10 protein-coding genes are annotated in these 12472 nt (G+C 72.7%); 7 read left to right on the top strand and 3 right to left on the bottom strand.

What is annotated here, in order from left to right; all coding sequences use genetic code 11:
- Positions 1 to 62: 62 nt before the first annotated feature.
- Positions 63 to 713, bottom strand: coding sequence for a glycerol-3-phosphate 1-O-acyltransferase PlsY (gene plsY, locus WME85_RS34485; protein WP_437827360.1), 651 nt, complete (start codon positions 711 to 713; stop codon positions 63 to 65).
- 131 nt (positions 714 to 844) lie between these two features.
- Between plsY and WME85_RS34480 the strand changes: the two genes are divergently transcribed.
- The 5 genes from WME85_RS34480 to WME85_RS34460 all read left to right on the top strand — a co-directional run bounded on the left by WME85_RS34480 (position 845) and on the right by WME85_RS34460 (position 7968).
- Positions 845 to 2122 carry a patatin-like phospholipase family protein gene (locus WME85_RS34480; RefSeq protein WP_437827359.1) on the top strand — a complete coding sequence of 426 codons (1278 nt, stop codon included), beginning with the start codon at positions 845 to 847 and terminating at the stop codon, positions 2120 to 2122.
- Between the two features lie 249 nt (positions 2123 to 2371).
- A complete protein-coding gene (locus WME85_RS34475) occupies positions 2372 to 4528 on the top strand; it encodes an SUMF1/EgtB/PvdO family nonheme iron enzyme (protein ID WP_437827358.1) in 2157 nt (718 codons plus the stop codon).
- Positions 4529 to 4896: 368 nt separating this feature from the next.
- Complete coding sequence (locus WME85_RS34470) at positions 4897 to 5613, top strand: STAS domain-containing protein (RefSeq protein WP_437303316.1); 717 nt, start codon at positions 4897 to 4899, stop codon at positions 5611 to 5613.
- 135 nt (positions 5614 to 5748) lie between these two features.
- Entirely contained in the window at positions 5749 to 6939 is a 1191-nt protein-coding gene (locus WME85_RS34465) for an oxygenase MpaB family protein (RefSeq protein ID WP_437827357.1), read from the top strand.
- A 126-nt stretch (positions 6940 to 7065) separates the two neighbouring features.
- Positions 7066 to 7968 (top strand): hypothetical protein, encoded by a 903-nt coding sequence (locus WME85_RS34460; protein ID WP_437827356.1) that lies wholly within the window; start codon positions 7066 to 7068, stop codon positions 7966 to 7968.
- 142 nt (positions 7969 to 8110) lie between these two features.
- Here WME85_RS34460 and WME85_RS34455 read toward each other — a convergent pair whose 3' ends face one another.
- On the bottom strand, positions 8111 to 8926 hold the full coding sequence (locus tag WME85_RS34455) for an alpha/beta fold hydrolase (RefSeq protein ID WP_437827355.1): 816 nt from the start codon (positions 8924 to 8926) through the stop codon (positions 8111 to 8113).
- Positions 8927 to 9102: 176 nt separating this feature from the next.
- Here WME85_RS34455 and WME85_RS34450 point away from each other — a divergent pair, with 176 nt between their 5' ends.
- Positions 9103 to 9612: a MarR family winged helix-turn-helix transcriptional regulator gene (locus WME85_RS34450; protein ID WP_437827354.1), complete on the top strand. Its 510-nt coding sequence runs from the start codon at positions 9103 to 9105 to the stop codon at positions 9610 to 9612.
- 159 nt (positions 9613 to 9771) lie between these two features.
- Here the strand turns inward: WME85_RS34450 and WME85_RS34445 are convergent, their stop codons facing one another.
- Positions 9772 to 10518: an alpha/beta fold hydrolase gene (locus WME85_RS34445; RefSeq protein WP_437827353.1), complete on the bottom strand. Its 747-nt coding sequence runs from the start codon at positions 10516 to 10518 to the stop codon at positions 9772 to 9774.
- 98 nt (positions 10519 to 10616) lie between these two features.
- On the opposite strand from WME85_RS34445, the gene pgm reads away from it, so the two are divergent.
- On the top strand, positions 10617 to 12263 hold the full coding sequence (gene pgm / locus WME85_RS34440) for a phosphoglucomutase (alpha-D-glucose-1,6-bisphosphate-dependent) (RefSeq protein ID WP_437827352.1): 1647 nt from the start codon (positions 10617 to 10619) through the stop codon (positions 12261 to 12263).
- The last annotated feature ends 209 nt before the right edge of the window (positions 12264 to 12472 follow it).

Here is a 12472-nt window from a genome sequence, read left to right as displayed (position 1 = left end):
GCCGCAAGTGAGCGAGCGCCGCAGGTGAGCGAGCGCCGCGCGCGGACCACCCGGCCCGCGCGTCAGGACCGCCCGCGGTCGTCCGGCGCGCGGGCGCTCGCTTCCTCGTCGGGGCGCCGGCCGAACGAGATCGTGCGCTCGGTGCCCGCGAGTATCCGCCGGATGTTCGGGGTGTGCTTCAGCCAGATGAACGCGCAGAGGAGGAGCGAGAGGCAGAGGACCGGGGCCTGCCGCTCGCCGAGGAGCCAGAGGAAGAGCGGCAGGGCGAGCGCGCCGGCGAGGGAGCCCGCGGAGACCATGCGCGTCGCCCGCACGACGACCGCGAAGACGGCCATCGTGGCGAGCGTGGACCGCGGCGCCAGCACGAGCAGCACACCGCAGGACGTGGCGACGCCCTTGCCGCCCCGCATCCCGAGGAACACCGTGTAGTCGTGGCCCAGCACCGCGGTGAGGCCGCCCGCCGCCGCGACCCACCCCCCGGGCGCGGCGGCGAGCCACGACGCGAGGGGCCCGGCGACGAGCGCGCCCTTCGCCATGTCGGCCGCCAGGACGGCGAGGCCGGGCTTCCAGCCGAAGGCGCGCAGGATGTTCGTGGCGCCGATGTTCCCCGAGCCCACGGTCCGGATATCGACCCCTCTGGCGAAGCGCGCAAAGAGGTAGCCTGTCGGGATCGCTCCGAGGAGGTAGGCGAGGACCAGGTAGATTGCCGTCATCGGGCGCCTCCGTGCCCGCGAGCACGGTGGATGTAGCATGGGGGCGCGCGACGTTGGGGCGCGCGACGCGGCGAGCGCGCTGGCGTGCTTCAGGGCCGCGTTCGCGATCGCGACCATGGTACTCTGCGAGCATGGCCAACCGTTCGCCCGTTTCGACCCGGAACGGCCGCGCCCCCAAGATCGCGCTCGTGCTCGCCGGCGGGGCTGCACGAGGCGCCTACGAGGTCGGCGTCGTGCAGCACATCCTCGAGGAGGTCTCTCGCGATCTCGGCCGCGAGGTGCCGCTCGACATCCTGTGCGGCACCTCGGTCGGCGCCATCAACGTCTGCGGCCTCGCCGCGTTCGCGGACGAGGCGCGGAGCCGCGCCCGCCGGCTCGCCGGCGTGTGGACGCGCCTGCGCATCGACGATCTCGTGCGGCTCGACGTGCGCGGCGTGCTCGCGGTCGGGCACGATCTGCTCCGCGGCGGCGGCGCGGGCGCGCCCGCGAGCGGCGGCCACGCCGCGCTGCTCGACACGTCGGGCCTGGAGCGGCAGATCGCCGACGCCGTGCCCTTCGAGCGGATCGACGAGCACCTCGGGAGAGGGCTCCTGTCGGCGGTGACCGTGTCGACGACCCTGGTCAAGTCCGGGCGCACCGTCGTGTTCGTCCACCGGGGCGAGCCGGGCTTGCCGCCCTGGAGCCACGACCCGACGATCTCCCCGCGCGCCACCGCGCTCCGCGCCCAGCACGCGCTCGCGTCGTCCGCGGTCCCGATCCTGTTCCGCCCGGTGAGCATCGACGGCGAGCTCTACTGCGACGGCGGGCTGCGCCAGAACGTCCCGCTGTCGCCGGCGCGGCGGCTCGGGGCCGACGCGGTGATCGTCGTCAACCCGAAGTACATCGAGCCCGCTTCGTCGACGGCCGAGCGCGAGTCGCCGGGCTTCCCGGGGCCCCTCTTCTTGCTGGGAAAGACGCTGAACGCGCTGATGCTCGATCGGATCGACAACGATCTGGCGCGCCTCGAGAGCATCAACGGGATCCTCGAGGCGGGGCGGCGGCGCTATGGCGAGGGCTTCATCGGCGAGCTCAACGACGAGCTCGGGCTGCCGCCGGGGCGCTCGCTGCGGCCGCTCCGGTCGCTGCTCATCCGCGCCTCCAAGGACATCGGCAGCCTGGCGGCGGAGTTCGTGCGCTCCCCGACGTTCCGCGCGCGGACCACCGGCGTGCTCGGCCGGGTGATGCGGCGCCTGGCCGACGGGGACGAGCAGCGAGAGGCGGACTTCCTGTCCTATTTACTGTTCGACGGGGAGTTCGCCGGAGCGCTCATCGAGATAGGCCGCGCCGACGCGCGCGCGCGGCACGAGGAGCTGTGCGCGTTCTTCGAGAGGGCGCTGAGCGCGGGGGGGTTCGAGGAGCGGGCGGGGTGAGGGCGTCAAGGACCTCATCTGTCCTTTTATCTATCCTTCCGCGGCGCGCGCGACCTGAACTGCGCGGCTCCGAGGACCGGGACAGCCGGGCTTTCAAGACGACGCGCTCACGATGGATGGCGGCCAAGGGCGCGGCGGCGGCAGGGCGTGAGCACGCAGCAGGTGAGTGGCGGCGCGCCGGCCGGATCGCGCGCTGATCTCGGCGAGATCTCCGGGCGGCGGCCGACGGTGTAGACTCGCGCCGCGAGCATGGCACCTTCGGATCCCTTCGGCTGGGTGGGCGCGACGATCGGCGGCAAATACCGGCTCGACGCCGTCATCGGCGAGGGCGGGTTCGGCGTCGTCTACCGCGGCCATCACCTCGGCCTCGACGAGCCGGTCGCGGTCAAGTGCCTGAAGATGCTCGGATCCCTGGCCCCGGCCGAGCGCGAGTCGTTCCAGCGGATGCTCCTCAACGAGGGGAGGCTCCTCCACCGCCTCTCGCGGGCGAGCGCCGGGATCGTCCAGGCCCTCGACGCCGGCGCCGCCGTCTCGCCGTCGGGCGAGTGGACGCCTTATCTCGTGCTCGAGTGGCTCGACGGCGCGCCGCTCGACCGCGACATCGCCGAGCGGCGCGCCCGCGGCGAGGCGGCGCGGCCGCTCGCCGAGGCGGTCGCCCTGCTCGCGCCCGCGGCGCACGCGCTCGAGGCCGCGCACGCGCAGGGCGTCGCCCACCGCGACATCAAGCCGGCCAACCTGTTCCTCGCGGAGATCGGCGGCCGGCGCACGATGAAGGTCCTCGACTTCGGCATCGCCAAGGTGCTCAGCGAGCTCTCGAGCATGACGCAGGCGATGGCCGAGACGGGGAGCACGCTCCGCGCCTTCACGGTCCATTACGGCGCGCCGGAGCAGTTCCACCAGCGCTTCGGCGCGACCGGGCCGTGGACCGATGTCTTCGCGCTCGCCCTCGTGCTCATCGAGGTCGCGTCGGGCAGCCGCGCCCTCCTCGGGAGCGACGTCACGCAGCTCTACATCGCCGCGACCGATCCGGCGTTCCGCCCGAGCCTGCGCGGCGCGGGCGTGAGCGCGCCCGACGCCGTCGAGGCGGTGGTGCGCCGGGCGCTCGCGGTCGAGCCGCGCGAGCGCTACCGCACGGCGGGCGAGCTCTGGGGGGCGCTCGAGGAGGCGATGGCGGCGTCAGGCTCGCCGCTCCACGCTGCCACGCCCGCGCCGCGGCCGCCGTCGTCGCCGGCGCTGCTCGCGGCGGGCGCCGCCATGCCGACGCAGGACTTCCTTGCGCAGCACGACCCGCGCGCGCCGTCCGTCGCGGGCCCGAGCGCTGTCGCGGCGGCCGACGTCGCGGCGCTGGGCCTGGCGGGGACCGCGCGGGCGCCGTCAGCGCTGCCTGCCGCAACCCCAGGCGCGCCGCCCCTCACCACCATGCGCGGCCTTGCCACGAGCGCGGCGTCCCTCGCCGCGCCGCACCAGGGCTCGCTCCCGGCCGCCCCCGCGCCCCCCTCGGCGGCGCCGCGGCGGCGCCTGCTGCTCGCGCTCGGGTCGGCGGCCGCGCTCGCCGCCGCTGCCGGCGCCGTCGCGCTCGTCCAGCTGCGGGCCCCGGCGTCCGCGCTGCCGGCGCGCGCGCACGGCGGCCTCTCCGTGCCGCCGGTGAAGGCGGCGCCCGCGGCCGACATGGTCCGGATCCCCGCGGGCCGGTTCACGATGGGCAGCGCGAAGGGCGGCAAATCCGAGCGGCCGCCGCACGAGGTGACGCTGACCCGCGCGTTCGACCTCGATCGCACCGAGGTGACGGTCGCCGCGTACCAGCGCTGCGTCGAGGCGGGCCGGTGTACGCCGAGCGGCCTGCACGGCCCCCGCGCCACCGACGCGGACGTCGAGCAGCGCGGCGCGCTCTGCACCGCGGCGGACACGGCGAAGTCGCAGCACCCGATCTCGTGCGTCGATCAGGCGCAGGCCGCGGCGTACTGCGCCTTCGTCGGCAAGCGGCTCCCGACCGAGGCCGAGTGGGAGTACGCCGCGCGCGGCACCGACGGCCGCGAGTACCCGTGGGGCAACGAGCCGCCGGGGTGCGCGCACGCCGTCGTGTCGCGATCCCCCGGGCAGGGCTGCGGCGGGCGCGGAAGGGGCACGCAGGACGTCGGCTCGGCGAAGGCCGGGGCGAGCCCGTCCGGCGCGCTCGACATGGCCGGCAACGTCTGGGAGTGGGTGGCCGACGGCTGGGACCCAGGCGTGTACGCGAAAGGCGCCCGGACCGACCCGGTGGTCCCAGCGACCGGCAGCAAGGGCGTGCTCCGGGGCGGGTCGTGGGATTTCTCGGCGAGCTCCGCCAGGTCGACGTTCCGCCTCGCGTACGACCGTGAGGCAGGCGACGTCTCGACCGGATTCCGCTGCGCTCGCACCGTCGACTGACCGCGAACGCTCAGGGACACAGGGAGGACGGGAAGGGAACGCGAAGGGAACGGGAGAGCTCGCCAGGCTGGCGCCAGGGCCAGCACACGCGTGCAGCGGCTCAGCCGGCCACGCGAGCAGGTTCCTTCCAGCCGCGCCGGGGATAGGATATCTGTTTGACCTTGATCGACGATCGAACGAAGGTTCACACGGCTGGCTGTCAGGTAGGATATCAAGGAGAAGTGTAGTCGCTCGCCCCCGCGCGCGAGGTCGGATCCGCACGAGCACGTCGCCGGCGTGCAGGCCACCGGCGACGCCGATACCGCGTCTGGACTCAGCGACAGAGCACCGAGCTCTGCCGAGCAACCCCGCTGAGCGCATAGGAGCCCATGCAAGAATCCGAGAATGTGGTCTCTTTCGAGGAGCGCCGGATGCAGCGCGTCATCAACGCGGTCGCGCTCGCGTCCACGGGAGAGATCGAGCTCGCCCTGCAGCACCTCGAGAATGTCGAGGAAGACGCCTTCGGGATGGTCGAGGAGGCGCTGCGCATCTTTCTCTCCGAGCTCTCCGCGACCACGCAGCAGAACACGCAGGCGCTCGGCGCGCTCGCCGCGTCCAAGCGCGAGCTCGAGAGCCAGCTGGAGACGATCCAGCGCCAGGAGCGCGCGATCCGGGAGCTCTCGGTGCCGATCATCGACATCTGGCACGGCATCCTCACGCTGCCGCTCGTCGGGCTGTTCGACTCGGTGCGGGCCGTCGAGGTGACCGAGCGGCTGCTCGCGCGCGTGGCGGACGACAGCGACGTCGAGTGGGTGATCCTCGACCTCACCGGCGTGACGGTCGTCGACACGATGACCGCGCAGCACCTCATCAAGCTGGCCCAGGCGGTGCAGCTCCTCGGCGCGCGCTGCATCCTCACCGGGCTCGGCGGTCACGTCGCGGGGACGCTCGTCACGATCGGCGTCTCGCTCGACGAGCTGAGCCCGATGCGCAGCCTCCGCGAGGGGCTCAGCTTCTGCCTGGCGCAACGCAAGACGTACAACCTCGCCGAGGCGATCCGCCGGAGCGCGGCGCTGGCCGAGGCGTCGGACGAGGCAGAGACCTGAGCGCTGGCGACGCGCGGCGGCCAGAGACCGCCGCTCCAGCTCGCCAGCCGCCAGCTCGCCAGCCGCCAGCTCGCTGGCGTGAGACCTCGTCTTTGCGGAATTTCACCGATATGCCAAGGCATTCGGCACCACCGCATGACGAACGCGACGATCCCTGCTCGCTTCCAGGACACCGCGGATGCCCGCCGTCGCTTCGGCGACCAGCTCGACCGCCTCGCGCCCTTCCTGCTCCGCGTCGATCCCGTCGCGGACGCTGTCGTGGAGGCGTTCGCGTCGATGCCCTCGGGCCAGGGCTTCCGCCTCCTCGAGGCCGCCCTCGCGCGCGGCGCGGGCGGCGACGACGGCGCGCTGGCCCAGGCGCCCGCCGAGCTGCGCGCGCTCTTCGCGGCGGTCGATCACGTGCCCCTCTGGGTCGACTGGGAGGCGGTCAACCGCGGCGGGACGACGTTCCTGCGCACGGGGATGCTCGGCGGCATCCTGCTCGCGATGCAGTCGCTCATCCTCGGGTACGCCTCGCCCGGCGGGAACAAACCGCTCGTCTTCTCGGGGAGGCTCCGCGAGCAGGCCCCGCGCCGCCTCGGCGAGACGAGCCGGTTCGTTCACGCCGTGAGCCAGGTGAACGGCATGCGCCGCTCCGGCGAGGGCTTCGCGATCACCGTCAAGGTGCGCATCATGCACGCCCAGGTGCGGCGCCTCGTCCGCGCGAGCGGCCGGTGGCAGACAGCGCTCTGGGGCGAGCCGGTCAACCAGCACGACATGGTCGCGACCGCGCTGCTCTTCTCCGTCGCCGTGCTCGACGGCTTCGACAAGCTCGGCTACCACATCCCGCTCGCCCAGAAAGAGGACCTCGTCCACCTCTGGCGCTACGTCGCTTACGTCATCGGCGTCGAGCAGGAGCTCATCCCCGGGTCGTACGCCGAGGCGAGGCGCCTGGCCGAGATGATCTTCGCGACGCAGGGCGCCCCGGACAACGACTCGCGCCTGCTCGTGGAAGCGCTGATCTCCAGCGGCATCGGCAGCGCGTGGAACGAGAGCCAGCGCCGGCGCGCCGAGCAGCTCAGGTCGATCTTCTGCACCATCTCCCGCGCCGTGCTGGGCGAGGAGCTCGCCGATCAGCTCGGCGTGCCGAGGCAGAGCTCGATCCTCGCCGTCCCGCTGCTCCGCGCCGTCGCCGTGGCCTCGAGCCGCGCGCACGCGATGCCGTCCTTGCAGGACTTCGCGCTCGATCTCGGCGACCGCTACTGGCAGCGCTCCGTCGCCATCGCCCTGGGCGGGCGTCCAGCCGACTTCGCCCCTCCGGAGCGCTTCGTCGGGCGCCAGACGTGAGCGACGTGAGCGCGCGCCCCCCGCGCGGCGAGCGCGCCGCGGGCGGATCGCGCCAGGCCCGTCCCGGCGGCGCGCCAGGCGGTCGGGGTTGAACCGCGCTCCGGTTCTGCGGTACGAGCCTCGGTCATGGAGATCATCCCTTACGGCGGTTGGAAGCGCGCTGCGCGTCTCGTCTGCGGCGATACGGAGCTCGTGGTCACGCTCGACATCGGCCCGCGGATCATCCGGTACGGCGTCATCGGCGGCCCGAACGAGCTCTCCGAGATCCCCGAGGACCTGGGCGCGACCGGCGGGACCAAGTACAGGTTCTATGGCGGCCACCGGCTCTGGATCGGCCCGGAGGACGAGCAGAGGACGCTCCAGCCCGACAACGAGCCGGTGGAGCACCGCGAGGAGAACGGCGCGCACGTGTTCCGGCCTGCGCCGGACAAGTATGGGATGCAGAAGGAGCTCCGCATCACGGCGGACGCGGCGGCGGGCAGGTTCGTCCTCGATCACGCGATCGAGAACCACGGCGCCTACGCGGTCGAGTTCACGCCGTGGGCGCTCACCGTGATGGCGGCCGGCGGCGAGTGCCTGTTCCCGCACGCGCCGTTCGTCCCGCACCCCGTGGGCCTCTTGCCCGCGCGGCCGCTCGTGCTGTGGCCGTACGTCGACATGAGCGACCCCCGGTGGACCTGGGGCAAGCGCGTGCTCCGCCTGCGGCAGGTGGCCGGCAAGGGCCCGCAGAAGGTGGGAACGCTCCTGAGCCAGGGCTACGCCGCATACGCGAACCACGGGAACGTGTTCCTGAAGCGGTTCCCGTTCGTCGAGGGCGCCACCTACCCGGACATGGGGGTCAATTTCGAGACCTTCACGAACGCGGACATGCTCGAGGTGGAGTCGCTCGGGCCGCTCCAGCGCGTGGAGCCGGGCGCCTGCGCGCAGCACCGGGAGACGTGGTATCTCATCAAGGGCGCGCAGCCGCCGGCCGACGACGCCGCGTGCGCGGCGTGGCTCGAGTCGATCGCGGCGCAGCGGCCGCTGTGAACCGCCGATCCTGAGATCGCCTCTCCTCGTCGCCGCCGTCCGTGCCGCCGTCATCGGCTCCCCCCGTGCCTCCGCTTCCGTCAGCGCCTGACCGCGGGGACCGCGCTCGAGCTGATCGCAGCCTGTCGGGCGGCGGCCCCCGTCATTCGCTGGACCTCGCCGGGCTCGACGTGATGGGCGCTGAGCGAGCGAACGCGGTCAACAACTGGATGACCTCGTCCGCGCGTTCGATCTGCGGAAAGTGCCCCGCCCCGCTCACGGGCTTGAACACGGAGCCGGGCATGCTCGCGGCGTAACGCCGGCCGTACTCGAGATCCACGATGCGGTCGCTCTCGCCCCAGACGACCAGCGAGGCGACGGAGAGCTGTCCGAGCCTCGCGTGCAACGTCGGGTCGTGCATGAACGGCTCCCCCGCGTAGACGCGGAGGGCCCGCTGGTTGTCCGGCATGTGCTTCGCGGATTCCGGGCTCGCGAGCCGGGCAGCGAACCGCGCTGGATCGTGGAACGAGAGCGCCATCCGGCCCTCCGGCGGCACCGCCATCGGGTCGACGATGGCGCGCGCCTGCGATCCTGTGTCGATGCCGACCGCGTTGAGCAGCGCGACCGAGGCGACGCGCCGCGAGCCGCGCAGCGCCATCTCCGCCGCGAGCCAGCCGCCGAAGGAGTTGCCGACGAGGACGACGTCGGAGACGTCGAGGATGTCGAGGAGGGCCAGATACGTGAGCACGAGATCGTCAACCCGCGCGATGCGCTCTGGCCTGACGGTGCCCGCAAAGCCCGGGTGCGTCGGCACGAGGACGCGCGCAGCCTTCGCCAGGCCTTCGGCCAGCCCGGCCATCGAGCTCGGTCCGGCGCCGCCGTGCAGCAGCAAGAAGGTAGGCCCGCCTTCACCGCGATCCTCGAGCGCGATCGGCAGCGTGCCGGAGAAAAGCGACACCTGTAGTGCGTGATTTCGCATGCTGTACGCCTCCACGTCACGGCCAGTCTATATAAACATGTTTATTTGTCAAGCGCCCCGGGGAAAATGCTTCGTGGCTCTCGGCCCGCCGGGGCTCGATCCGTCCTCGGGATCCGGCGTCGGTCTGGGCCGTTCACCGGATCGACACAACAAACGCGGCGCGTTAGCATCCGGCCATGGCGGTGAAGCTTCGAGACCTCGGCCTGGCGATCAAGCGGCTACAGATGCGGCACCACCGCTCGGTCGACGCCAGCCTGGCGCCGCTCGGCATCACGCTGGTGCAGTGGGATGCGCTGCGCCATATCGCAAACAACCCCGGGGCGTCATCTCATCAGCTGGCCGAGCTGACTTTCCAGACGGATCAGGCTTTCGGCACGCTGTCGAGCCGGCTGCTCGAGCGCGGCTTGATCGAGCGACAGGTCGGCCCGGGACGCGCGATACGTCACCACCTCAGCCCGACGGGTGCAGACCTCATGAAGAAAGGAGCTGCCATTGTCGACGAGGTCCTTCGAGCGTCGTTCGCGTCGCTCACGCAGGCGGACGTGGAGCTCCTCTATCGCCTCGTCGTGCGCGTGCTCGAGTCGCCCCTGGCGGTCGATACGAGACCGCCTGCGCAGCACGAAGAGCGTCCGAGCGGTCGACCGGCTCGACCCGCGCGCAGGTCGAGCCAGCACCGCAAAGGCTGACGTCCGTAAGCGCTCCGGGGACGAGCGCGGTCTCCTCGGGCCGGGCAGCCCGTTAAGGCCTCCTCCCACCGGCGGCGATCTTCACGTCACCGAACATCACGTTCCGGGTCAGCGCGGCGAGGCGCGGATCGGCCCTGCCCGCGGGGGCGCCGCGACGCGCTACGGCTCGCCCGGATCGCCGGGCGCCGCGCCCCTGGGCAGCGCGGCCGCGCGCCTCAGGAAGCCCTCGATCGCCCGCGCTGACGCCTCCGGCGCGAGCTGCAGCACGAGGTGCGGCGCGTCGACCGTGGCGCACTCGAGGTCGGGCCGCAGGCGGCGGAGCTCGCGGAGCACGCGCGGCGGCACAAGCGCGTCGCCCGCGGCGCCCAGGTAGAGCAGGGGCGCCGCGCAGCGCTGGAGCGGCGCGCGCGCGTCCACGGTCAGCACCTCGCGCACGCGCGCCGCCATCACCGCGGGATCGACGGTCTCCGCGTTCGCGGCGAAGCGCTCGAGCCACGCGGCGGAGGCGCCCGCGCCGACGAGGTAGCGGCGCGCGACGAACGCCGGCGGGCGCCGGCGGAAGAGCCAGGCGCCGACGAGGTGCCGCGCCAGCGACGGGACGAGCCACACAGGGTTCGTGACGAAGGTGGCCACGAGGACCACGCCGACGAGCCCGCCGGGGCGCCGGCAGGCCAGGCGGAGCGCGAGCGGCCCCGAGAACGACTCGCCGAGCAGCGCGTAGGGACCTTCCGCAGGCAGGCGCTCCGCGACGAGCGCCTCCAGCGCGTCATAATCGAGCGCCCTGTCCGCAGGGTAGGAGACCACCTCGGGCGCCATGTCGGCCGACAGCGCCTCGAGGAACGGCGCGAAGAGCGCGCCGGTGCCGTCGAGACCCGGGAGGAGCAGCAGCCGGAGCGGCGCGGTCATGGGCGCGAGCATCCCCGAGCGTCGCCCGGGCGGCAAGCCAGCCGCGGCGCCGCGCGGAGGGCTTTGCTCGTCCCGCGCGCTCGGCTATGCGGAGGCCCATGCCGCTCCACCCCCTCGCAGGCCGTAAAGCCCCGCCCGACGTGCTGATCGATCCGGACAAGCTGCGCGCGCAGTACTACAGCGAGAGCCCCGACCCGGGCGACCCGCAGCAGCGCGTCGCCTTCGGCACCTCCGGCCACCGCGGGTCCGCGGCGCGGCGCAGCTTCAACGAGGCGCACGTCCTCGCCGTCGCCCAGGCCATCTGCGAGTACCGCGCGAAGCAGGGCACGACCGGCTCCCTCTACCTCGGCATGGACACGCACGCGCTCTCCGAGCCGGCGCAGCGCACCGTCATCGAGGTCTTCGCCGCCAACGGCGTCGACGTGATCTTCGCCGAGCACAACGGCGTCACGCCGACGCCGGTCATCTCGCACGCGATCCTCACCCAGAACCGCGGGCGCGCCCAGCGGCTCGCGGACGGCGTCGTGATCACGCCCTCGCACAACCCGCCCGACGACGGCGGCATCAAGTACAACCCGCCGAACGGCGGCCCCGCGGACACCGCCGTCACCGGCTGGATCGAGGACCGCGCCAACGAGCTGCTCCGCGGCGGAAACGCCGGCGTGAAGCGCGTCCCGTACGAGGCCGCGCTGCACGCGCCGACGACGCACCCGTACGATTACATCGGGTCCTACGTCGCCGACCTCGGCAACGTCGTGGACCTCGAGGCCGTGCGCGGCGCGAAGCTGCGCATCGGCGTCGACCCGCTCGGCGGCTCGAACATCGCGTACTGGGGGCCGATCGCCGAGAAGTTCGGGCTGGATCTGACGGTCGTGAACAAGGCCGTCGACCCCACCTTCAGCTTCATGCCCCTCGATCACGACGGCAAGATCCGCATGGACTGCTCGTCGCCGTACGCGATGGCGAACCTCATCGCGCTCAAGGACGACTACGACCTCGCGTTCGGCAACGACGCCGACTCGGACCGCCACGGCATCGTCACGCGCAGCGCCGGGCTGATGAACCCGAACCATTACCTCGCGGTCGCGATCTCCTATCTGTACCAGAACCGCCCGCACTGGCGGCCGGACGCCGCGGTGGGCAAGACGCTCGTCTCGAGCAGCATGATCGACCGGGTGGCGAAGGACCTCGGCCGGCCGCTCCGCGAGGTGCCGGTCGGCTTCAAGTGGTTCGTGGACGGGCTGCTCGACGGCTCGCTCGGCTTCGGCGGCGAGGAGAGCGCGGGGGCCTCGTTCCTGCGGCGCAACGGGCAGGTGTGGTCGACGGACAAGGACGGCATCATCCTCGACCTGCTCGCCGCCGAGATCCTCGCCCGCACGGGCCGCGACCCCGCCGAGCACTACCGCGACCTGACCGCGCGCTTCGGCGCGCCGCTCTACACGCGCATCGACGCGCCGGCGACGCCGCAGGAGAAGAGCGTGCTCAAGAAGCTCTCCCCCGAGGCGGTGCGCGCCACGACCCTCGCGGGCGAGCCCATCGCCGCGAAGCTCACGCGCGCGCCCGGCAACGGCGGCGAGATCGGCGGGCTCAAGGTCGTCGCGGAGAACGGCTGGTTCGCCGCGCGGCCCTCGGGCACCGAGGACGTCTACAAGATCTACGCGGAGAGCTTCAAGGACCAGGCGCACCTCGATCGCGTGCTCGACGAGGCGCGCGCGATGGTCGCCGACGCGCTGTCCGCGAAGTAATCGCGCGAAGTGAGCCCGGCGCGGCCGCGCCACGTTGCGCAGACGTGGCGCCGCGCAGCGGCGCTGATCGCGCCAGCTCGAGCGAGCACCTGATGCATAGCCGCGGTGGAGCGCTCTGCTCCGGCAGCGGATCACGGACGGCATCATCGCGGCTGCCGGACGCCTCTCTCTCTCTCTCTCTCAGGAGATGTGACGAAGAGGCTGCTCGT

Origin of the sequence: Sorangium sp. So ce1153 (assembly GCF_051521595.1) — a bacterium.
Taxonomy (GTDB): domain Bacteria; phylum Myxococcota_A; class Polyangia; order Polyangiales; family Polyangiaceae; genus Sorangium.
This window is presented reverse-complemented; position numbering and strand designations above follow the sequence as displayed.

Bases quoted from the DNA above. Each gene is read 5' to 3' on its own strand.
- WME85_RS34460 (WP_437827356.1), top strand. From the start codon at position 7,066: ATGGAGATCATCCCTTACGGCGGTTGGAAGCGCGCTGCGCGTCTCGTC.
- WME85_RS34445 (WP_437827353.1), bottom strand. From the start codon at position 10,518: ATGACCGCGCCGCTCCGGCTGCTGCTCCTCCCGGGTCTCGACGGCACC.
- WME85_RS34450 (WP_437827354.1), top strand. From the start codon at position 9,103: ATGGCGGTGAAGCTTCGAGACCTCGGCCTGGCGATCAAGCGGCTACAG.
- WME85_RS34455 (WP_437827355.1), bottom strand. From the start codon at position 8,926: ATGCGAAATCACGCACTACAGGTGTCGCTTTTCTCCGGCACGCTGCCG.
- WME85_RS34480 (WP_437827359.1), top strand. From the start codon at position 845: ATGGCCAACCGTTCGCCCGTTTCGACCCGGAACGGCCGCGCCCCCAAG.
- WME85_RS34475 (WP_437827358.1), top strand. From the start codon at position 2,372: ATGGCACCTTCGGATCCCTTCGGCTGGGTGGGCGCGACGATCGGCGGC.
- WME85_RS34470 (WP_437303316.1), top strand. From the start codon at position 4,897: ATGCAAGAATCCGAGAATGTGGTCTCTTTCGAGGAGCGCCGGATGCAG.
- pgm (WP_437827352.1), top strand. From the start codon at position 10,617: ATGCCGCTCCACCCCCTCGCAGGCCGTAAAGCCCCGCCCGACGTGCTG.
- plsY (WP_437827360.1), bottom strand. From the start codon at position 713: ATGACGGCAATCTACCTGGTCCTCGCCTACCTCCTCGGAGCGATCCCG.
- WME85_RS34465 (WP_437827357.1), top strand. From the start codon at position 5,749: ATGACGAACGCGACGATCCCTGCTCGCTTCCAGGACACCGCGGATGCC.